General features: G+C 70.9%; 18 protein-coding genes. 7 read left to right on the plus strand and 11 right to left on the minus strand.

What is annotated here, in order from left to right; all coding sequences use genetic code 11:
* Positions 1 to 88 precede the first annotated feature (88 nt).
* The 4 genes from ACWDX6_RS27320 to ctaC all read right to left on the minus strand — a co-directional run bounded on the left by ACWDX6_RS27320 (position 89) and on the right by ctaC (position 4614).
* On the minus strand, positions 89 to 1342 hold the full coding sequence (locus tag ACWDX6_RS27320) for an Ig-like domain-containing protein (protein WP_451487548.1): 1254 nt from the start codon (positions 1340 to 1342) through the stop codon (positions 89 to 91).
* A gap of 151 nt (positions 1343 to 1493) precedes the next feature.
* Positions 1494 to 1892, minus strand: a complete 399-nt coding sequence (locus tag ACWDX6_RS27325; protein ID WP_451487549.1) for a cytochrome c oxidase subunit 4 — start codon at positions 1890 to 1892, stop codon at positions 1494 to 1496.
* Positions 1889 to 3622, minus strand: a complete 1734-nt coding sequence (gene ctaD, locus ACWDX6_RS27330) for an aa3-type cytochrome oxidase subunit I (RefSeq protein ID WP_451487550.1) — start codon at positions 3620 to 3622, stop codon at positions 1889 to 1891. Before ctaD ends, ACWDX6_RS27325 begins: the two co-directional genes overlap by 4 nt.
* Positions 3619 to 4614 carry an aa3-type cytochrome oxidase subunit II gene (gene ctaC, locus ACWDX6_RS27335; protein ID WP_403289242.1) on the minus strand — a complete coding sequence of 332 codons (996 nt, stop codon included), beginning with the start codon at positions 4612 to 4614 and terminating at the stop codon, positions 3619 to 3621. Before ctaC ends, ctaD begins: the two co-directional genes overlap by 4 nt.
* A gap of 285 nt (positions 4615 to 4899) precedes the next feature.
* On the opposite strand from ctaC, the gene ACWDX6_RS27340 reads away from it, so the two are divergent.
* Positions 4900 to 6285, plus strand: coding sequence for an aminotransferase class V-fold PLP-dependent enzyme (locus tag ACWDX6_RS27340; protein ID WP_451487551.1), 1386 nt, complete (start codon positions 4900 to 4902; stop codon positions 6283 to 6285).
* A 51-nt stretch (positions 6286 to 6336) separates the two neighbouring features.
* On the opposite strand, the gene ACWDX6_RS27345 is transcribed toward ACWDX6_RS27340, so the two are convergent.
* Positions 6337 to 7311 carry a carbohydrate kinase family protein gene (locus ACWDX6_RS27345; protein ID WP_451487552.1) on the minus strand — a complete coding sequence of 325 codons (975 nt, stop codon included), beginning with the start codon at positions 7309 to 7311 and terminating at the stop codon, positions 6337 to 6339.
* A gap of 132 nt (positions 7312 to 7443) precedes the next feature.
* Here ACWDX6_RS27345 and ACWDX6_RS27350 point away from each other — a divergent pair, with 132 nt between their 5' ends.
* Both ACWDX6_RS27350 and ACWDX6_RS27355 read left to right on the plus strand, forming a co-directional pair.
* A complete protein-coding gene (locus tag ACWDX6_RS27350) occupies positions 7444 to 7650 on the plus strand; it encodes a hypothetical protein (RefSeq protein WP_451487553.1) in 207 nt (68 codons plus the stop codon).
* A gap of 79 nt (positions 7651 to 7729) precedes the next feature.
* Positions 7730 to 9139 carry a hypothetical protein gene (locus ACWDX6_RS27355; protein WP_451487554.1) on the plus strand — a complete coding sequence of 470 codons (1410 nt, stop codon included), beginning with the start codon at positions 7730 to 7732 and terminating at the stop codon, positions 9137 to 9139.
* 78 nt (positions 9140 to 9217) lie between these two features.
* Here ACWDX6_RS27355 and ACWDX6_RS27360 read toward each other — a convergent pair whose 3' ends face one another.
* Entirely contained in the window at positions 9218 to 9574 is a 357-nt protein-coding gene (locus ACWDX6_RS27360; protein ID WP_018848827.1) for a HesB/IscA family protein, read from the minus strand.
* 264 nt (positions 9575 to 9838) lie between these two features.
* On the opposite strand from ACWDX6_RS27360, the gene nadA reads away from it, so the two are divergent.
* Positions 9839 to 11020, plus strand: a complete 1182-nt coding sequence (nadA, locus tag ACWDX6_RS27365; protein WP_451487555.1) for a quinolinate synthase NadA — start codon at positions 9839 to 9841, stop codon at positions 11018 to 11020.
* Between the two features lie 93 nt (positions 11021 to 11113).
* Here nadA and ACWDX6_RS27370 read toward each other — a convergent pair whose 3' ends face one another.
* The 5 genes from ACWDX6_RS27370 to ACWDX6_RS27390 all read right to left on the minus strand — a co-directional run bounded on the left by ACWDX6_RS27370 (position 11114) and on the right by ACWDX6_RS27390 (position 17529).
* Positions 11114 to 14248: an efflux RND transporter permease subunit gene (locus ACWDX6_RS27370; protein WP_451487556.1), complete on the minus strand. Its 3135-nt coding sequence runs from the start codon at positions 14246 to 14248 to the stop codon at positions 11114 to 11116.
* A gap of 148 nt (positions 14249 to 14396) precedes the next feature.
* Positions 14397 to 15089 (minus strand): response regulator, encoded by a 693-nt coding sequence (locus tag ACWDX6_RS27375; RefSeq protein ID WP_451487557.1) that lies wholly within the window; start codon positions 15087 to 15089, stop codon positions 14397 to 14399.
* A complete protein-coding gene (locus ACWDX6_RS27380; protein WP_451487558.1) occupies positions 15086 to 16315 on the minus strand; it encodes a sensor histidine kinase in 1230 nt (409 codons plus the stop codon). The genes ACWDX6_RS27375 and ACWDX6_RS27380 overlap by 4 nt, the downstream gene beginning before the upstream one ends.
* A gap of 87 nt (positions 16316 to 16402) precedes the next feature.
* Positions 16403 to 16681, minus strand: a complete 279-nt coding sequence (pspAA, locus tag ACWDX6_RS27385) for a PspA-associated protein PspAA (protein ID WP_451487559.1) — start codon at positions 16679 to 16681, stop codon at positions 16403 to 16405.
* A 50-nt stretch (positions 16682 to 16731) separates the two neighbouring features.
* Positions 16732 to 17529: a PspA/IM30 family protein gene (locus ACWDX6_RS27390; RefSeq protein ID WP_451487560.1), complete on the minus strand. Its 798-nt coding sequence runs from the start codon at positions 17527 to 17529 to the stop codon at positions 16732 to 16734.
* Between the two features lie 271 nt (positions 17530 to 17800).
* Between ACWDX6_RS27390 and ACWDX6_RS27395 the strand changes: the two genes are divergently transcribed.
* From ACWDX6_RS27395 to ACWDX6_RS27405, 3 genes are all read left to right on the plus strand, one after another.
* Positions 17801 to 18397: a DUF3043 domain-containing protein gene (locus ACWDX6_RS27395; protein ID WP_356888987.1), complete on the plus strand. Its 597-nt coding sequence runs from the start codon at positions 17801 to 17803 to the stop codon at positions 18395 to 18397.
* Positions 18398 to 18444: 47 nt separating this feature from the next.
* On the plus strand, positions 18445 to 19209 hold the full coding sequence (locus ACWDX6_RS27400; RefSeq protein ID WP_451487561.1) for a class I SAM-dependent methyltransferase: 765 nt from the start codon (positions 18445 to 18447) through the stop codon (positions 19207 to 19209).
* 168 nt (positions 19210 to 19377) lie between these two features.
* A complete protein-coding gene (locus tag ACWDX6_RS27405; RefSeq protein ID WP_451487562.1) occupies positions 19378 to 21147 on the plus strand; it encodes an ABC transporter ATP-binding protein in 1770 nt (589 codons plus the stop codon).
* The last annotated feature ends 45 nt before the right edge of the window (positions 21148 to 21192 follow it).

Here is a 21192-nt window from a genome sequence, read left to right on the forward strand (position 1 = left end):
CGATCCGTCCCCTCGGCCCTGGCGGGCCTGGGGAGACCCCATGCACCAGACCCCGCTCCCTGATCCGGCCTGATCCAAACGAAAGACCCTAGATCGAGGGACGCAGCCGGGCGATGTCGGCCGGGGCGGTGGGGCTCTTGGCGTCGCCGAGCAGCGCGCTGCCCTGACGCCACTTGTCCCAGGACAGGTTCCAGTCGCCGAAGCCGTTGCCGAAGGTGTCCATCGTGTCGCCGTAGCTGTTGACCGTCTGCACGATGTCGCCGGGGCGCACGGTCTTGTAGAACCAGGCCGCGTTGCCCGTCGACATGCCGACACAGCCGTGGCTGACGTTCGCCACTCCGTGCGAGCCGGCGGACCACGGTGCGGCGTGGACGTATTCACCACTCCAGGTGACCCGCGTCGCGTAGTAGACGGGCAGGTCGTACGACTCCGAGCTGCCCGCCGCGATGCCGACGGTGGTGCTCCGCATCCGGACGAAGTACTCCTTGCCCAGCACCACCTTGATGCCGTTACGGGTGGAGAAGCCCGGTTTTCCGGTGGTCACCGGAATGGTGTTGATCACTTCTCCGTTGCGCCGCACGGTCATGTAGTGCGAGCCGGCGTCCGCGATCGCCTCCAGCCGGTCGCCGATCGTCAGGTTCAGCTTCTTCGACTCGCCGCCGTAGAGCTTGTCGCCCACCTTCACGCCCGCGAGGTTCCCCGTCACCGTGATCTTCGTACCGGCGGGCCAGTACTCCTTCGGACGGAAGTGCAGCTTCTCGTCGTCCACCCAGTGCCAGGCGCCCTCCACCGACGGCGTGGAGCGCACCTTGAGGGCCCGCTCGACCACCGCCCGGGCCGCCTTGCCCTTCACCGGGAGGCTGAGGTCGGCCGTGATCGGCTGTCCGACGCCGTACGTGCCCGCCTCCGGCCCGAACTTGACGACCAGGGCCCGTTCGGCGGGGGCCGTCTCGAACGTGAACGTACGGGTGCCGGGAGCGCCGCCCTCGTTCTCCGTGGCCACCTTGACCGTGTACCGGCCGCCGGCCGTCAGGGAGCCCGTGGAGCGCCACCTCTGGCCGTCGGCGGTGAGTTCCCCGGCCAGGTGGTGCCCGGTGGCGTCGACGGCCGTCACATCGGTGATGCGGCCCTCGTCACCCTTGGCGGTGATCTCCAGCGCCTTGTCCGGATCGGCCTTCTTGCCCTGTGCGGGCGCGTTGAAGGAGATCTGCTCCGCCGCGTCGTACGGCTTGGCGGAGAGCGGGTGGCCGTCGGAGCCCGCGCACGCGGTGGCGCCGGCGGCGACGGTGACGGCCAGGACGGTGCAGCTCACAACAGTCCGGATGCGCGGCGTGTCGTTCATGACATCACCGTAAGAACTTTCCCCGGAGCCAGCGCGCCGAGTGCTGCAAAAGAGGGGCGGCACGAGAGAGGGGCCCGGACGCTTCGGTGACGAAGCGTCCGGGCCCCTCTGGGTCCTGCGGGGTGCTACGGGGTCCTGCGGGTGGTGACTTCTACTGGTTCTGGTTCTCACCGCGGTAGAACTCGAACACCCAGCCGAAGAGGCCGATCAGGATCAGCGGCGCCGAGAAGTACAGCAGCCACCAGCCCATCGCGATGCCGAGGAAGGCGAGCGCACCACCGATGGCCAGCGACAGCGGCTGCCAGCTGTGGGGGGCGAAGAAGCCCACCTCACCGGCCTCGTCCGCGACGTCGGCCTCCTTGTCGTCCTGGGCCATCGCGTCGACACGCTTGGCCGTGAAGGCCAGGTAGTAGCCGACCATGATGGCCAGGCCGAAGGCCAGGAAGAGCGCCGTGGTGCCGACCGGCTCCTTCGACCACACGCCATAGAGGATCGCCATGGCGAGGATGAAGACGCTCAGCCAGATGAACATCTTGCCCTGGATCTTCACTTGCCGGCCTCCTTCTCACCCGCGAGGGCCTTCTCCGGGCCGTGGTTCTCGAGCTGGTCGATCGCCGCGATCTCCGGGTGGTGCAGGTCGAACGCCGGGGATTCGGAACGGATCCGCGGCAGGGTGAGGAAGTTGTGGCGCGGCGGCGGGCAGGAGGTCGCCCACTCGAGCGAACGGCCGTAGCCCCACGGGTCGTCGACCTCGATCTTCTTGCCGTACTTGGCGGTCTTCCAGACGTTGTAGAAGAACGGCAGGATCGACAGACCGAGCAGGAACGAGGAGATCGTCGAGATCGTGTTCAGCGCGGTGAAGCCGTCGGCGTCGAGGTAGTCCGCGTAACGGCGCGGCATGCCCTCGGCACCCAGCCAGTGCTGCACCAGGAAGGTGCCGTGGAAGCCGATGAACAGCGTCCAGAACGTGATCTTGCCGAGCCGCTCGTCCAGCATCTTGCCGGTGAACTTCGGCCACCAGAAGTGGAAGCCGGCGAACATCGCGAAGACCACGGTGCCGAAGACGACGTAGTGGAAGTGCGCGACGACGAAGTACGAGTCGGAAACGTGGAAGTCCATCGGCGGCGAGGCCAGGATGACGCCGGTCAGACCACCGAAGGTGAAGGTGACCAGGAAGCCGATCGTCCAGAGCATCGGTGTCTCGAAGGACAGCGAGCCCTTCCACATCGTTCCGATCCAGTTGAAGAACTTCACACCGGTCGGTACGGCGATGAGGAACGTCATGAAGGAGAAGAACGGCAGGAGCACACCACCGGTGACGTACATGTGGTGGGCCCACACCGTCACCGACAGACCGGCGATCGCGATGGTCGCGGCGATCAGACCGATGTAGCCGAACATCGGCTTGCGGCTGAAGACCGGGATCACTTCGGAGACGATGCCGAAGAACGGCAGCGCGATGATGTACACCTCAGGGTGTCCGAAGAACCAGAAGAGGTGCTGCCACAGCAGGGCGCCGCCGTTGGCGGCGTCGAAGACATGGGCACCGAACTTGCGGTCCGCCTCCAGGGCGAACAGCGCGGCCGCCAGGACCGGGAAGGCGAGCAGGACCAGCACACCGGTCAGCAGCACGTTCCAGGTGAAGATCGGCATCCGGAACATCGTCATGCCGGGAGCGCGCATGCAGATGATCGTGGTGATGAAGTTGACCGAGCCGAGGATCGTGCCGAAGCCGGAGAAGGCCAGACCCATGATCCACATGTCGGCGCCGACGCCCGGCGAGCGGACGGCGTCCGACAGCGGGGAGTAGGCGAACCAGCCGAAGTCGGCCGCACCCTGCGGGGTGAGGAAGCCGGCCACCGCGATGATCGAGCCGAAGAGGTACAGCCAGTACGCGAACATGTTCAGCCGCGGGAACGCCACGTCGGGCGCGCCGATCTGCAGCGGCATGATCCAGTTCGCGAATCCGGCGAACAGCGGCGTCGCGAACATCAGCAGCATGATCGTGCCGTGCATCGTGAACGCCTGGTTGAACTGCTCGTTCGACATGATCTGCGTACCCGGACGGGCCAGCTCGGCGCGCATGAAGAGCGCCATGAGACCGCCGATGCAGAAGAAGACGAACGACGTGACCAGGTAGAGCGTGCCGATCGTCTTGTGGTCGGTGGTGGTCAGCCACTTCACCACGACATTGCCGGGCTGCTTGCGGCGTACCGGGAGCTCGTTCTCGTACGAGTCCTCAGCCGCGGCCGCACCCTGGGGTTCGTTGAGGATGCTCACAGTTGGTTCTTCTCCGCATTCCTGGCCGGGTCCGTCTGCTCAATGCCCGACGGGATGTAGCCGGTCTGCCCCTTCTCCGCCAGCTCCTTCAGGTGCTGCTGGTAGCGCTCCGGAGAGACCACCTTGACGTTGAAGAGCATCCGGGAGTGGTCGACGCCGCACAGCTCGGCACACTTGCCCATGAAGGTGCCCTCCCGCGTCGGAGTCACCTCGAAGGAGTTGGTGTGACCCGGGATGACGTCCTGCTTCATCAGGAAGGGGACCACCCAGAAGGAGTGGATGACGTCACGGGAGGTCAGGACGAACCGGACCTTCTCGCCCTTGGGCAGCCACAGGGTCGGACCCGGGTTGCCGTTCTGCGGGTTCCGGTCACCGGGGATACCGGCGTCGTAGACGCCTCCGGCGTTCTCCGGGAAGTCCTTGAGGAACTTGTCCGGAATGGACTCCAGGTTCTTGTCCGTCTTCGCGTCGCCCGTCACGCCGGGCACGTTCTCGACGTAGTTGAAGCCCCAGCTCCACTGGTAGCCGACCACGTTGATGGTGTGGGTGGGCTTGGCGGAGAGCTCGAGGAGCTTCGACTCGTCACGTGCCGTGAAGTAGAAGAGCACGGAGACGATGATGAGGGGGGTGACCGTGTACAGCGCCTCTATGGGCATGTTGTACCGCGTCTGCGGAGGTACCTCGACCTTGGTGCGGCTGCGCCGGTGGAAGAAGACCGACCACAGGATCAGACCCCAGACCAGGACACCCGTGGCGAGCGCAGCCGCCCACGAGCCCTGCCAGAGGGAGAGGATCCGAGGTGCCTCTTCCGTCACCGGGGTGGGCATACCAAGGCGGGGGAAGTCTTCCCAGTTGTACGAGCAGCCGGTGGCTGTCGCCAGGATCAGGCCCGCAGTCAGCACCTGCGGCAGCTTCCGCCGCATCGAGCGCCGAGACGTGGGGGTACCACCCGCGCCTTGGCTGCGGGGGAGGTCGGAGCCGTTGGGACTCACGTAGCGCCTTCCCGAGAGTCTCGGCCCGCGCTGGTCGGCTACGGCCGTCTCGCTGGTCGGTCGCCGCCCCGGCCGCGGGCAGGGGTTTGGATGTTTATGCGGACCAAACCCTACTGGACGCTATTTGGGGTCGCGCGGGGAGGGTGCCCAACGCGCCGTCCGACTCCCCGAAGGGGTGGACCGGGGCATTCCGCGGGGGCCGCCGGGCGGCCGTCCGGTGGTCGAGGAGCGGCGCGGACGGGCCATCTGACGGGGGCTTACGCGCAGGGGCTCTACCGTGGTCGGGTGCCCTACTTCGACGCCGCCTCCGCCGCCCCGCTGCACCCCGTCGCCCGCCAGGCGCTGCTTGCCTCCCTGGACGAGGGCTGGGCCGATCCCGCCCGCCTCTACCGCGAGGGACGGCGGGCGAGGCTGCTGCTGGACGCGGCGCGGGAGGCCGCCGCGGAGGCGGTGGGGTGCCGCCCCGACGAGCTGGTGTTCACTCCTTCGGGGACGCGCGCGGTTCACGCGGGAATCTCCGGGGCTCTCGCGGGCCGTCGGCGTGTCGGGGACCGGCTCGTGGTGTCGGCGGTCGAACACTCCTCGGTGCTGCACGCGGCCGAGGCGCACACGGCGGCCGGCGGGTCGGTGACCGAGGTGCCGGTGGGCCGCTCCGGTGCGGTGGAGGCCGCGGCCTTCGCGGCGGCGCTGGACGCGGGCACCGCGCTGGCCTGTCTGCAGTCGGCCAACCACGAGGTGGGGACGGTGCAGCCGGTGGCCGAGGTCGCCGAGGCGTGCCGGGCGGCGGGGGTCCCGCTGCTGGTGGACGCGGCGCAGTCGCTGGGCTGGGGGCCGGTCGAGGGCGCCTGGTCGCTGCTCGCGGCGAGCGCGCACAAGTGGGGCGGTCCGGCCGGGGTGGGGCTGCTCGCCGTACGGAAGGGCGTGCGGTTCGCCGCCCAGGGACCGGCGGACGAACGGGAGTCCGGGCGGGCGCCGGGGTTCGAGAACCTGCCGGCGATCGTGGCGGCGGCGGCGTCCCTGCGGGCGGTGCGGGCGGAGGCGGAGGCCGAGGCGGCCCGGCTGCGGGGGCTGGTGGACCGGATCCGGGCGCGGGTGCCCGAGCTGGTGCCGGACGTGGAGGTGGTGGGCGATCCGGTGCGCCGGCTCCCCCACCTCGTGACCTTCTCCTGTCTCTATGTCGACGGAGAGACCTTGCTGCACGAGCTGGACCGGGAGGGTTTCTCCGTTTCGTCCGGTTCGTCGTGTACGAGTTCCACCCTCACGCCCAGCCATGTGCTGCGGGCCATGGGGGTGCTGAGCGAGGGCAACGTCCGGGTGTCCCTGCCGGCGGGCACCTCGGAGAGCGATGTGGACCGGTTCCTCGACCTGCTGCCGGGGGTGGTCGGGGCGGTACGGGAGCGGCTCGGGGCCCCGGAGGCGGTGACCGGGAAGAGCGACGCGTCGGGGTCGCTCGTGGTGGACGCCCTGGGCAGGCGCTGCCCGATCCCGGTCATCGAACTGGCCCGGGTGATCGGCGACGTACCGCTGGGCGGCACGGTGACCGTCCTCGCCGACGACGAGGCGGCGCGGCTGGACATCCCGGCCTGGTGCGAGATGCGCGGTCAGGAGTACCTGGGCGAGGAGCCCTCGCCGAAGGGCGGCACCGCCTACGTGGTGCGACGGGTGGCGTAGCGCCCTCGGGGCCCGCGTGGCGCGGGCCCCGAGGGGGTGAGGCCCGTCGCGTCAGGCCAGGTGCGCCTGGACCTCGGCGCCGGCCTCGTGGCCGTACGCCTTGATGAACCGCTCCATGAAGTTGGCGCGGCGCAGGGTGTACTCCTGGGTGCCCAGGGTCTCGATCACCAGGGTGGCGAGCATGCAGCCGACCTGGGCGGCGCGCTCCAGGCCGACGCCCCAGGACAGGCCGGTCAGGAAGCCGGCGCGGAACGCGTCGCCGACGCCCGTCGGGTCGACCTTGGCGTCCTCCTCGGGGCAGCCGACCTCGATGACCGGGTCGCCGACGCGCTCGATGCGCACGCCGCGCGAGCCGAGGGTGGTGACCCGGTGGCCGACGCGGGCGAGGATCTCCTCGTCGGTCCAGCCGGTCTTGGACTCGATGAGGCCCTTCTCGTACTCGTTCGAGAAGAGGTAGGTCGCGCCGTCGAGCAGGGTGCGGATCTCGTCGCCGCCCATGCGCGCGATCTGCTGCGAGAAGTCGGCGGCGAAGTTGATGCCCCGCGCCTTGCACTCCTCGGTGTGGCGCAGCATCGCCTCGGGGTCGTCGGCGCCGATCAGCACGAGGTCGAGACCGCCCACGCGGTCGGCGACGGCCTTCAGCTCGATCTGCCGGGCCTCGCTCATCGCGCCCGTGTAGAAGGAGCCGATCTGGTTGTGGTCCTTGTCCGTGGTGCAGACGAACCGGGCGGTGTGCAGGACCTCGGAGATCCGTACGGACCCGGTGTCGACGCCGTGGCGGTCGAGCCAGGCGCGGTACTCGTCGAAGTCGTAGCCGGCCGCGCCCACCAGGATCGGGTTGCCGCCGAGCTGGCCCATGCCGAAGCAGATGTTGGGGCCGACGCCTCCCCGCCGGATGTCGAGGTTGTCGACGAGGAAGGAGAGCGAGACCGTATGCAGCTGGTCCGCGACGAGCTGGTCTGCGAACCGGCCGGGGAAGGTCATGAGGTGGTCGGTGGCGATGGAGCCGGTGACTGCGATACGCACGGCTGGGCGCTCCTGCGGGACGGAGAGGGTTGACGGTTCACGCTACCGGTCCGGGGGCCCCGCTGCCGAACAGCGGAAACTACCCCAGAGTAGGTCTTTTCCGGGAAGCCGTGCCGTGCGTACGGTGCGCTTATGCCCTCGCACCCCGCTCCCCGGGAGCCTCAGGAGTCCGATCTCAGCCTGGCCCAGCTGCGCGGCGACAGCGCGCGGATGGCGCCGCACTGGGTGGTGCCGGCGGCCGCGGCGGCCGCTCCGGTCTCCCCCGCGCTGATCCACGGTGTCGTCGTCCCGCCCGCCTCGGCGCGGCTGATCGACGCCACCTCCGAGTACGGCGGCTGACCGGGACGGAACCACTCGGCCGCCCGTTCCGTCCCATCCGTGTCTTCCAGAGATTTCGGCGGGACGAAGGAGCGATGCGGTGAGCGGTACGGAGAACCCCCGGCGGAAACGTACGCCGTTGCTGGTCGCCTCGGTGACGGCGGGAGTGCTGCTGGTCGGCGGCGGGGGCGCGCTGTTCGCCACCACCGCCTCCGACGGGGGTGACGGCACGAGAAGCGGTGCCGCCACTCCCCCGCGGCTGCACCTCGACGGCAAGAGCGACAGCGGCGTGGGCGACGGCCCGGGCATCGCGCCCGGCGAGCCGGACCCGAACGACGGCGGCGCCGTCTACAAGGCCAAGGGTCCCCTCCCCCAGGGGCCCTCCTCGGCCGCGGTCCACCGGCCTGAGGGCCGGGTCACCTCGGCGGAGGTGACCCGGCTGGCGAAGGCGCTCGGCATCCCGGGCGCTCCGAGGCTGGAGGGCGCGGTCTGGAAGGTGGCGCCCGAGAAGGACGGCTCCGGGCTGCGGCTCGACGTGTCGGCCGAGGCTCCGGGCAGCTGGACGTTCTCGCGGCACGACGGCGGCCCGGCCGGGGACGCCTGCCTCAAGGGCAGGGCGTGTCCGCCTCCGGGCGAGCCGAAGCCGCCGCGTGGCGGTACGCCGGTGAGCGAGGCGGCGGCGAAGGCCGCGGCCGCGCCGGTGCTCAAGGCGATCGGGCAGGGCGACGCGAAGCTGGACGCGACCCAGGTGATGAACGGCTCGGTGCGCGTGGTCAACGCGGACCCGGTCGTGGGCGGGCTGCCGACGTACGGCTGGTCGACCGGGATCCAGGTCGGTCCGGACGGTGCTCCGGTGGCCGGCAGCGGCCAGCTGAAGGAGCCGGTGAAGAGCCATACGTATCCGGTGATCGGCGCGGAGAAGGCGCTGAAGGAGCTGAACAAGTCGTCGGCCGGCGGGCCGATCGGCATCGGCGGCTGTGCGACCGCCCCGCCGGCGGGCGCGGACGTCCCCACGGTGACCTGCGAGCCGGATGCCCGGCCGCGGGAGCTGGCCGTGACCGGCGCGGCCCTCGGTCTCGCCTCGGAGTTCGTGGACGGCAAGCGGGCGCTCGTACCGTCGTGGCTGTTCCGGGTGGAGGCCGAGGCGGGGGCCGAGCCGCACACGGTCGTGCGTACGGCGGTGGCTCCCGAGCACCTGGCGCCGCCGACGAAGCCGTCCCCGGCCCCTTCGGAGGAGGGCACCCCGCGGCAGATCGGCTCGTACCGGACGGACGCGGACGGCCGGAAGCTGTCGGTGACCTTCTGGGGCGGGGTGTGCAGTACCTACACGGCGACCGCGCAGGAGAGCCCCGGCAAGGTCGCGGTGCGGGTGAGCGAGAAGCCGGCCGATCCGGACCGGGCGTGCATCGCCATCGCGGTGGAGGTGACGAAGACGGTGACGCTGGACCAGCCGCTGGGCAGCAGGACGGTCGTGGACGCGGCGAGCGGGGAGCCCGTGCCCCGGAAGTAGCCGCGCTGCCCCGAGCATGGACGAAGGCGGCCGCCCGGAATCCGGGCGGCCGCCTTCGTACGTCGTACGCGCTCAGGGTCAGCTGAACGAGTCGCCGCAGGCGCAGGAGCCCGTGGCATTGGGGTTGTCGATCGTGAAGCCCTGCTTCTCGATGGTGTCGACGAAGTCGATGGAGGCGCCGCCGAGGTAGGGGGCGCTCATGCGGTCGGTGACGACCTTGACGCCGTCGAAGTCCTTGACGACATCGCCGTCGAGCGAACGCTCGTCGAAGAAGAGCTGGTAACGCAGGCCGGAGCAGCCGCCGGGCTGAACGGCGACGCGCAGCGCCAGGTCGTCGCGGCCTTCCTGGTCGAGCAGGGCCTTGACCTTGGCCGCGGCGGCGTCAGACAGGAGGATGCCGTCGCTGACAGTGGTCTTCTCGTCCGATACGGACATCTGCTTCTCTCCCGGTGTGTACGGAGACTGCTTGCCGACGGTTGCAACCGGCGGGACGCCGGAATCATTCCGGGCGAGGCTCGGCTTTCGCGTCTTTTCCCCTTCATGCTCGCACACCGGCTCGGGGAGGGTCACGCGCCGCTGTACAGGCCGCCGTGCGGACTTTCGTCACATCGACACTATGGACATCGTCAAAGTGACGTGAAGCGGTTATCATAGATAGCGTCATTTCGACGAAAAGGCTCGCTCCGCAGATAAGAAAGGGTGCGTGACGTGACCACCGCCCAGCCCCTGGACGTTCAGCCGACGCCGCTCGCCCTCCTGCTGCTCGGCCGCGAGGCCGACCCGAAGAGCGAGCGCGGCGTGGAGTGCCCCGGCGACCTGCCGTCGCCCTCCGACCCCGACCTGGTGGAGCGCGCCCGCGCCGCGAAGGAGAAGCTCGGGGACAAGGTCTTCGTCCTCGGCCACCACTACCAGCGCGACGAGGTCATCCAGTTCGCGGACGTCACCGGCGACTCCTTCAAGCTCGCCCGCGACGCGGCGGCGCGCCCGGAGGCCGAGTACATCGTCTTCTGCGGTGTGCACTTCATGGCCGAGTCCGCCGACATCCTCACCACCGACGACCAGAAGGTCGTCCTGCCGGACCTCGCGGCGGGCTGCTCGATGGCCGACATGGCCACCGCCGAGCAGGTCGCGGAGTGCTGGGACGTGCTGACCGAGGCCGGGATCGCCGAGCAGGTCGTGCCCGTCTCGTACATGAACTCCTCGGCCGACATCAAGGCCTTCACCGGCAAGCACGGCGGCACGATCTGCACCTCGTCCAACGCCAAGCGGGCTCTGGACTGGGCCTTCGAGCAGGGGGAGAAGGTGCTGTTCCTGCCCGACCAGCACCTGGGCCGCAACACCGCCGTCCGCGAGATGGGGATGTCGCTGGAGGACTGCGTCCTCTACAACCCGCACAAGCCGAACGGCGGCCTGACCGTCGAGGAGCTGCGCGCCGCGAAGATGATCCTGTGGCGGGGGCACTGCTCGGTGCACGGCCGGTTCTCGCTGGACTCGGTCAACGACGTGCGCGAACGGATCCCGGGCGTGAACGTCCTCGTGCACCCGGAGTGCAAGCACGAGGTCGTGGCGGCCGCGGACTACGTCGGCTCCACCGAGTACATCATCAAGACGCTGGAGGCGGCCCCGGCCGGCTCGAAGTGGGCCATCGGCACGGAGCTGAACCTGGTCCGGCGCGTGGCCAACGCGCACCCGGACAAGGAGGTCGTCTTCCTCGACAAGACGGTCTGCTTCTGCTCGACGATGAACCGGATCGACCTTCCGCACCTGGTGTGGGCGCTGGAGTCACTGGCCGAGGGCAACCTGGTCAACCGGATCGAGGTCGACAAGGAGACCGAGAGCTTCGCGAAGCTGGCCCTGGAGCGGATGCTCGCGCTCCCGTAGGTCCGGCACGCCCCCAGGGGCCACGTCACACCGCCGAAGGGCGCCCCGCACACGCGCGGGGCGCCCTTCGGCGTTCGGCCGCGGGCAGGCGGCTCAGCCGTCCAGCGCGTTCAGCGGGGCCGCGTCCGGCCTCGCCGCGTCGTCCGGCGAGCCGTCCCGCTGCGCCGCCTTCTTCGCCGCCTTCTTCTTCGCGCGGCGCTCCTTGCGGAGTTCGACCATCGCGTAGAGCGTCGGGACCAGGAGCAGCGTCAGCAGGGTCGAGGTGATCAGACCGCCGATCACGACCACGGCCAGTGGCTGCGCGATGAAGCCGCCCTCGCCCGTGATGCCGAGCGCCATCGGGAGCAGGGCGAAGATCGTCGCCAGGGCCGTCATCAGGATCGGGCGCAGTCGGTGGCGGCCGCCCTCGACGACCGCTTCGACGACGCCGAGGCCCTGCGCGCGGTACTGGTTGATGAGGTCGATCAGCACGATCGCGTTGGTCACCACGATGCCGATCAGCATCAGCATGCCGATCATCGCCGGGACACCCATCGCCGTACCCGTCACCAGCAGCAGACCGATCGCGCCGGTCGCCGCGAACGGAATGGAGACCAGCAGGATCAGCGGCTGGATCAGCGACCTGAAGGTCGCCACCAGCAGCATGAAGACGATCGCGATCGCCGCCAGCATCGCCAGCGCCAGATTGCCGAACGCCTCGGACTGGTCCTCGGAGACACCGCCGATGGAGGCGGTCGCGCCCGCGGGCAGGTCAAGCCCGTCGATCTTCGTCTGGAGGGCGGCGCTCACCGCGCCGGTGTTGTCACCGGTCGGCTTGGCCGTGATCGTCGCCGCCCGCGAGCCGTCGATCCGGGTCATCGAGACCGGGCCGGGGACCAGCTTCACATCGGCGATGTCGCCGAGCCTGACCGGCCCGAGCGGCAGCGCCTTCAGCTCGGCCATCGTCGTGGCCCGCTTCGCGGAGGTGAGGACGACGTCCCGCTCGGTGTCGTCGAGGATCGCCTTGCCGGCCGGGGTGCCGCGCACCGCCTGTGCGACGGCCATACCGAGCGTCGTGTCGTCGAAGCCCGCCTCCGCCGCCCTGGCGTCGGCCCGGACGGAGATCCTCGGCACCGACTGGGACAGGTCGCTCTGGACGTCGGTGACGTCGTCGAGCTCCGCCACGCCGGCCCTGACCGCCTCGGACGCCTTCTTCAGCGTGTCCGCGTCGGCCGCCTTGACCACCACGCTGAGGTCCTGGCTGCCGAAGCCGTCGCCCGCCGCGATCGTGGTGTCGCCGATGCCGTCGAGCGCGCCCAGCGCCTCGTCGATGGCCTCGCGGGTCCTCTCGTACGACGCCGAGTCCTCCAGCGTCACCTGGTACGAGGCCTGGTTGGCGCCCGTGCCGCCGCCGAAGGCGGCCATGAAGCCCGAGGAGCCGACCGTGACCTGGTAGTCCTTCACGCCACCGGTGGCGGCCAGCACCTTCTCGACCTTCTTCGCGGCCTCGTCGGCCGCCGCCAGGCTGGTGCCGGGAGCCAGCTCCTGCTTGATGCTCATGACCTCCTGCTCGCCCTGGTCGAAGAAGTTGGTCTTCAGGAGCGGGGCCATGCCGAAGGTGCCGATGAGGACGACGGCCGCGAGGGCCACGCTGGTGAGGCGGCGCCGGGTCGCGAACCGCAGGACGGGGACGTACAGACGCTGGAGCCGGCTCCTGTTCTCCTTCTCCTCGGCCAGCCGCCGGGCCTCGTCCGGGTCCGCCGACGTGCCCTTGGGGGCGCGCAGGAACCAGTACGACAGGACAGGGACGACGGTCAGGGAGACCAGCAGGGAGGCGAGCAGGGCGGCGGTCACCGTCAGGCTGAACGAACCGAACAGCTCACCCACCATGCCGCCGACCAGGCCGATCGGCAGGAAGACCGCGACGGTGGTGAGGGTCGAGGAGGTGACGGCGCCCGACACCTCCCGTACGGCCGTGAGGATCGCCGCCCGGCGCTCCTCGCCGTAGCCGAGGTGCCGCTTGATGTTCTCCAGCACCACGATCGAGTCGTCGACGACCCGGCCGATGGCGATGGTCAGCGCCCCCAGCGTCAGCATGTTGAGCGACAGGTCGCGGGTCCACAGCACGATGAGCGCCAGGACCACCGAGAGCGGGATGGAGACCGCCGTGACCAGGGTGGAGCGCAGGGAGGCGAGGAAGACCAGGATCACCAGGACGGCCATGACCAGCCCGAGCGCGCCCTCGGTGGTCAGACCGGAGATCGACTTGGAGACCGCCGGGCCCTGGTCGGAGACCACGGTCAGCTCGGCGCCCGCGCCGAGGTCCTCGCGGAGCTCGGGCAGCTTCTCCTTGACCGCGTCGGAGATGGTGACGGCGCTGCCGTCGTTGTCCATGGTGGCCATGACGGCGAGGCTGGGCCTGCCGTTCGTACGGGTGAGGGAGACCCGGGAGGACTCCTCCAGCTTCACCGCGGCCACGTCGGCGAGGCGGACCGCCCTGCCCTTCTCGGGCTTGATCCGCAGGTCCTCGATCTGCCGGAGCGAGGTGAAGCCGCCGCCGACCTGGACCGTGCGGCTCTTGCCGGCCTCGGAGAACGCGCCGGCCGGGACCGTGCCGCCGCCGGCCCGGACGGCCTCGGCGAGCTTCATCGTGTTCAGGCCGGCCGCGGCGAGCTTGCCGTCGTCGGGGGTGATGGAGACCTGGAGGTCCTGGACGCCGTCGACGGAGACCTGGCCGACCCCGTCGATGTCCTCCAGGGCCGGGACGACGGTCCGCTCCAGCTGGTCCGCGAGCGCCTGCTGGTCCTTGTCCGAGGTGACGGCGAGGACGACGGTCGGGATGTCGTCGGTCGAACCGGCCACGACCTGCGGGTCGACGCCGTCGGGCAGGGCGGTCCTGGCCCGGTTCACGGCCTGCTGGACGTCGGCGACGAGCTGCTTGGTGCCCTCGTCGCCGTAGTCGAAGGTGGCCATGATGACCGCGTTGCCCTCGGAGGCGGTGGCGGTGACGCCCGTGATGCCGTCGACGGCCTCAAGGGTGTTCTCGAGCGGTACGACGACCTGCTTCTCGACCACCTCGGGGGAGGCGCCCTGGTACTGGGCGAGGACCGAGACCATGGGGAGCTCGATCGAGGGCAGCAACTGCTGTTTCAGCTGCGGTATCGCGATCGCTCCGAAGAGGATCGCGACGATGGACATCAGCCCTATCAGGGCCCGTTGTGCGAGGCTGAATCTGGACAGCCAGGACATGGGGTCTCTCTTCTGTGGCGTGCTCGGCAGGCGGGCGGTGACAGGTGCCCGCCTCCACGATCAGCCATGGGAGGCCCCGGATCCTCGGCCCCCGGACCCACTTCCTCACCCCGCGCATACCGCGCCTGGAGTACGCCGGGGTGCTCCCTCACTCCACCTTCGGACGTACCAGACCCGACTCGTAGGCCGTGACCACCAGTTGAGCCCGGTCGCGGGCGCCGAGTTTGGACATGGTCCGGTTGACGTGCGTCTTGACCGTGAGGGGGCTGACTTCGAGGCGTTCGGCGATCTCGTCGTTGGAGTGGCCGCCCGCGACGAGGACGAGGACCTCGCGTTCACGGGTGGTGAGGGCGGCCAGGCGCTCGGAGTGCCGCAGCGCGCTCTGCCCCTCCTCATCGTCCGAACCGCCGCCCTGGGCGAGGAACCTGGCGATCAGTCCCCTGGTCGCGACGGGCGAGAGCAGCGCCTCGCCGGCGGCGGCGATCCGGATGGCGTTGAGCAGTTCCTCCGGTTCCGCCCCCTTGCCGAGGAAGCCGGAGGCGCCGGCGCGGAGCGACCGCACGACGTACTCGTCCACCTCGAAGGTGGTCAGCATGACGATCCGTACGGCGGACAGGTCGGGGTCCGCGGTGATCATGCGGGTCGCGGCGAGCCCGTCCGTACCGGGCATGCGGATGTCCATCAGGACGACGTCCGCCTTCGCGGACCGGGCCAGGGCGACGGCCTGCGCGCCGTCCGCGGCCTCGGCGACCACCTCCATGTCCGGTTCGGAGTCGACCAGCACCTTGAACGCGCTGCGGAGCAGGGCCTGGTCGTCGGCGAGCAGCACCCGGATCGTCATGTGTCCTCCCCCGTACGGGCCGTGGTGGGCAGTATGGCCTGGACGCGGAAACCGCCGCCGTAGCGGGGGGCGGCGGTCAGGGTGCCGCCGAGGGCGGTGACCCGCTCGCGCATGCCGATCAGGCCGTGGCCGCCCGTGCCGGTGTCGGCGGGGGCGTCCTTGGGCCTCCCGTCGTCGAGGACGGTGATCTCGATCGTCCGGCCGACCCGCACGACGCTCACCTCCGCCCTGGCGTCCGGTCCCGCGTGCTTGCGCACATTGGTCAGCGCCTCCTGGATGATCCGGTACGCGGCGAGGTCGACGGCCCCGGGCAGGGCGGCGCTGTCGTCGGTGCGGGCCAGTTCGACGGGGAGACCGGCGTTGCGGAAGGTGGCGAGCAGCTCGTCGAGGACGCCGAGGCCGGGCGCCGGCTCGGTCGGGGCCTCCGGGTCGCCGGACTGGCGGAGCAGACCGACGGTGGCGCGCAGCTCGTTGAGGGCCGAGCGGCTGGCCTCGCGGACGTGCGCGAGGGCCTCCTTGGCCTGGTCGGGGCGCTTGTCCATGACGTGCGCGGCGACCCCGGCCTGGACGTTGACCAGCGCGATGTGGTGGGCGACCACGTCATGGAGGTCACGGGCGATCCGCAGGCGCTCCTCGGCAACCCGGCGCCGCGCCTCCTCCTCGCGGGTCCGTTCGGCGCGTTCGGCCCGCTCCCGGATGGCGTCGACGAAGGCCCGCCGGCTGCGGACGGCGTCACCGGCGGCCGCGGCCATGCCGGACCAGGCGAAGACGCCCAGGTTCTCCTGGGCGTACCAGGGGGTGGGGCCGAAGAGCATCCCGGCGGCGGTCAGCACCGTCATGGTGGCGAGGCCGACGCGCCAGGTGGTGGGGCGGTCGGTGCGGGAGGCGACGGTGTAGAGCGCGATGACGGCGGCCATGGCGACGGGCGCCGGCCTGTCGTCGGCGAGCAGCTCGACGAGGGTGACCGCGGAGGTGAAGCCGAGGACCGCGAGGGGCGCGCGCCGTCGCGGCACGAGGGCGGCGGCGCCCAGCACCATGAGCAGGACGCTGGAGGCGTCCGGGGTGCGGTCGCCGAACGTGGGGCCGTTGGGGCTGCCGTGGGGATCGGCGAAGGAGCCGGTGACCATGCAGACGAGCACGGCGAGGGCGAGGCCGGCGTCGAAGGCGAGGGGGTGCGTCCGCAGCCAGTGCCGGCCGCGCGAGAACCCGCTGTCGAGGGAGGTCACACCGGGCAACGGTACGGGGTGGCGCACGGCGGTGCCCCGCGCCCCCGGGAGGGGGTCGGGGCACCGGGAGTTGTCGGGTGCCTGGGCTCAGCCCGGGATGAGCCCGTCGTCCGAGAGCATCTCGCGGACCTCTTCGAGGGTCGCGTCGGGAGACGGGAGGATCAGCTCGGACGGCTCCAGCGCGTCGTCCGGGAGCGGGGAGCCGAGCGTGCGGACCGCGTCGAGGAGAGCGGAGAGGGTGCGGCGGAAGCCCGTGCCGTCACCCGACTCCATCTCGTCGAGCAGCTCGTCGTCGAGCTTGTTCAACTCGGCGAAGTGACTGTCCGCCAGCTTCCACTGGCCCTCCCCCATGATCCGTACGATCATGACGCGCCGTCCTTAGGGCTCGTTACCGCTCAAGGGATCGAATGGGCTCATCACTGCTTGTCGAAACGGGGGTTCGACTGCTGCTGGTCCTGCGGCGTCGCCGTTCCGGCGCCGCCCTCGATGGCCTGCTTCGAGGCCGCGGGGCCTCCCGCCAGCTCGGCCTTCATCCGCTGGAGCTCCAGCTCGACGTCCGTACCCCCGGACAGCCGGTCGAGCTCGGCCTGGATGTCGTCCTTCGCCAGGCCCGACTGGTCGTCGAGCGCGCCCGAGGCGAGCAGCTCGTCGATCGCGCCGGCCCGGGCCTGGAGCTGGGCCGTCTTGTCCTCGGCGCGCTGGATGGCCACGCCGACGTCGCTCATCTCCTCCGAGATACCGGAGAACGACTCGGCGATCCGGGTCTGCGCCTGCGCCGCCGTGTAGGTCGCCTTGATCGTCTCCTTCTTCGTACGGAAGGCGTCGACCTTGGCCTGGAGCCGCTGCGCGGCCAGCGTGAGCTTCTCCTCCTCGCCCTGCAGCGTCTGGTGCTGCACCTCGAGGTCGCTCACCTGCTGCTGGAGCGCCGCCCGCCGGGACAGCGCCTCGCGCGCCAGGTCCTCGCGGCCGAGCGCCAGCGCCTTGCGGCCCTGGTCCTCCAGCTTGGCGGACTGGCCCTGGAGCTGGTTCAGCTGCAGTTCGAGCCGCTTGCGCGAGGTCGCCACGTCGGCGACGCCCCGCCGGACCTTCTGCAGCAGCTCCAGCTGCTTCTGGTAGGAGTAATCGAGGGTCTCGCGCGGATCCTCGGCCCGGTCAAGGGCCTTGTTTGCCTTCGCGCGGAAGATCATCCCCATACGCTTCATGACACCGCTCATGGGCTTCGCGCGCCCCCTTCTGACGGACTCGGCTCAAGCACTCCAACAGGATCCACAGTACGGTCCCTGTATCCATTACCGCACTGTTCGGGGCCGGATGTGCTCCTCCCCAAGGACGACTGCGGTGCGGTTCCCCTCCCGCCCAGGGAGTAGAGGGATCTCGGGGTGACCGTGCCCGTCTTCCGTGCGTACCCCCACAGACGCGGGCCGTTAGCGGATCGTTCCCGCCGGGGCTGGGGTCCATGCCCCCCACCACGTACCCTTGGGTTTTGTGTTCCGTAGCCGTTCCAAGGAAGAGAAGGCCCCCACCGACAAGGTGACGGCGGACCTCTCCAAGCAGCCCCGCGACCCCGAGGCCCCCAAGGGCCGCCCGACTCCGAAGCGGAGCGAGGCGCAGACCCAGCGCCGCCGTGCCGCGACGGTGCCGACCGACCGCAAGGAGGCCATGAAGCGCCAGCGAGAGGCGCGCCGCGCGGACCTCGCCCGTCAGCGCGAGGCGCTGGCCAGTGGCGACGAGCGTTACCTGCCGGCCCGTGACAAGGGTCCGGTCCGCCGCTTCGTGCGCGACTTCGTCGACTCGCGCTTCGCCATCGCGGAGTTCTTCCTCCCGATGGCCGTGGTGATCCTCGTGCTGTCGATGATCCGCGTCCCGGCGCTGCAGAACATCTCGCTGCTGCTCTGGCTCGGTGTGATCGTCATGATCGTCATCGACTCGATCGGCATCTGGCTGCGGCTGAAGAAGCAGCTGAACGAGCGCTTCCCGAACGAGTCCAAGCGCGGCGCGGTGGCCTACGGCCTCATGCGCACGCTCCAGATGCGCCGACTGCGACTGCCGAAGCCGCAGGTCAAGCGCGGAGAGCGGCCCTGAGCGGGGAGCGCTCCGGCCCTGCCACGGGCGGTCCGCTGCTGCCCGCCGTGTCCCCGTGGCCTGCCGGTCACGGGGGCCTGCGCGAGACCGTCCGCCAGGAGCTGATCGCGCGCCAGCTCGACGAGCAGATAACCGGCCGCTACCCCGTGGGGCAGCGGCTGCGGATACTCGACGCGGGCATGGGGCAGGGCACCCAGTCCCTGCGGCTGGCCAGGGCCGGGCACACGGTGACCGGTCTGGAGGCCGACCCCGAACTGCTCAAGGCCGCCCGTGAGGCACTGGCCACCGAGCCGGCCGGGATCCGCGAGCGGGTCCGGCTGGTGGAGGGCGACGGCCGCGAGACCGGGGTGCACTTCCTGCCGGGCAGCTTCGACGTCGTGCTCTGCCACGGCGTGCTGATGTACGCGGACGAGCCGGACGCGCTCCTCGCCGGCCTGGCCCGGATGCTGGCGCCCGGCGGCCTGCTGTCCCTGGTCGTACGGAACGCGGAGGCGCTGGCCATGCGGCCGGGGCTCGCCGGGGACTGGGCGGGCGCGCTGGCCGGGTTCGAGTCGGACGTGTACACCGACGACAGCGGTCTCAAGGTGCGCGCCGACCGGCTCGACGCGCTGACGGCGACGCTGGCGGGGATCGCGGCGCCGCTGCACGCCTGGTACGGCGTACGGGTCTTCACCGACGGAGTGCCGGGTGACGAGGGACTGCCCTCCGCCGAGCAACTGGACCGGCTGCTGATGGCGGAGGACCGCGCGGGCCGCACGGACCCGTACCGCCGCATCGCGGCGCTCCTGCACCTGTGCGGGGTCCGGGGCTAGCGGAGCTTTCGCAAAGGGTCCGGGGCGCTGGGCCGTGCCGGGCCACGCCCGGAGGGCGCGGGCCATGGTCCTGAGAGGGCGCGCGGGCCCTGCCTGTGTGCGCCGGTCGGCTCCCGCCGGTTCGGCTGCCGCGTCAGGTGGCCGGGGGCCTGCCGCGTCCTCCTCTCCGTGAGTACCGACACCTCTCCCGCCGCCGCTTCCCCCGTGCCCGCACGCGACGTGTGGCGCGCGCTCTACGCCCACTTCCGGCCGCACCGCCGGACGGTCGCTCTCGGCGCGCTCTTCGCGCTGGTCGGCGCCGCCGGCGGGCTCGCCCAGCCGCTCGCCGCGAAGGCTCTCGTGGAGCGCCTCGGCGACGGCGGCTCGATCGCCGGGATCCTGCTCCTCCTCACCGCCCTGGTCGTCGTCGGGACGGCGATCGAGTCCCTCGGCGCGTACATCCTGGAACGGACGGCCGAGTCCGTCGTGCTGGCCGCCCGCCGCACCCTGATCGGCCGGCTCCTGCGGCTGCGACTGCCCGAGGTGGAGAAGACGCAGCCGGGCGATCTGATGTCCCGCGTCACCTCCGACACCACCCTGCTGCGCGCGGTCACGACCCAGTCGGTGGTCTCGGCGGCGACCGGCGGCCTCGCCTTCGTGGCGACGCTCGTGCTGATGGGGTGGATGGACCCCGTCCTGCTCGGGGTCACCCTGGGCGTGATCGCGCTGATCGGCGGCGCGGTCGCGTTCGTGATGCCGAGGATCTCGCGGGCCACGAAACGCTCCCAGGAGGCGGTCGGCGAGATCTCCACGGTCCTGGAGCGGGCGTTCGGCGCGTTCCGGACGATCAAGGCGTCCGGCGCCGAGGAGCGGGAGACCGCGGTCGTCGAGGCGGCGGCGCACGAGGCCTGGCGGCACGGGGTGCGCTCGGCGAAGTGGCAGGCGGTGGCCGGGTCCTCGATCGGTCTCGCCGTTCAGGTGTCGTTCCTCGCGGTGCTCGGCATCGGCGGCGCCCGGGTCGCCTCCGGAGCGATCTCCGTCTCCTCGCTCATCGCCTTCCTGCTCTTCCTCTTCTATCTGATCGAACCCGTCTCCAAGCTGGTCGACGCGGCGACGCAGTACCAGGTGGGCTCGGCGGCGATCGGCCGCATCCTGGAGGCGGAGCGGCTCGAGACGGAGGAGCTGGGCGAGCCGGCCGCGGGCCGGGTGGACAGCGGCCCCACCTCGGTCGTCTTCGAGGACGTCTCCTTCCGCTACCGCGACGATCTCCCCCTCGTCCACCAGGGCGTCTCCTTCACCGTCCGCGGCGCCGGGCTGACCGCCTTCGTCGGCCCGTCAGGCGCGGGCAAGACGACCCTGTTCGGGCTGATCGAGCGCTTCTACGAGCCCTCGGGCGGCCGGGTCCTGATCGACGGGAAGGACGTACGCGACTGGTCGCTGCCCGATCTGCGCGCGGCCATCGGGTACGTCGAGCAGGACGCCCCGGTCCTCTCCGGCACCCTGCGCGAGAACCTGGTGTTCGCCGCGCCGGAGGCGACGGAGGAGGAGATCCGGGACGTGCTCGTACGGGCCAGGCTGGACGGGCTCGTCGAGCGGCTGCCGGACGGCCTGGAGACGGTCGTCGGCCACCGCGGGTCCAAGCTGTCGGGCGGTGAGCGGCAGCGGGTGGCGATCGCCCGGGCGCTGCTGCGCAAGCCCCGGCTGCTGCTGCTGGACGAGGCGACCTCGCAACTGGACGCGGTGAACGAGCTGGCGCTGCGCGACGTGGTCGCGGAGGCGGCCCGCGAGGTGACGGTCCTGGTGGTGGCGCACCGGCTGTCGACGGTGACGCTGGCGGACCGGATCGTGGTGATGGAGTCGGGGCGGGTGCGGGCGGTGGGCACGCACGGCGAACTGGTGGCGGGAGACGAGCTGTACGGGGAGCTGGCGGCGACGCAGTTCCTGTCGTCGGCCCCCTGATCGGCGGCGCTCGCCGGGACGGGCGTACGGGGTGAACGGGATACT

This window comes from Streptomyces sp. NPDC003027, assembly GCF_053591435.1.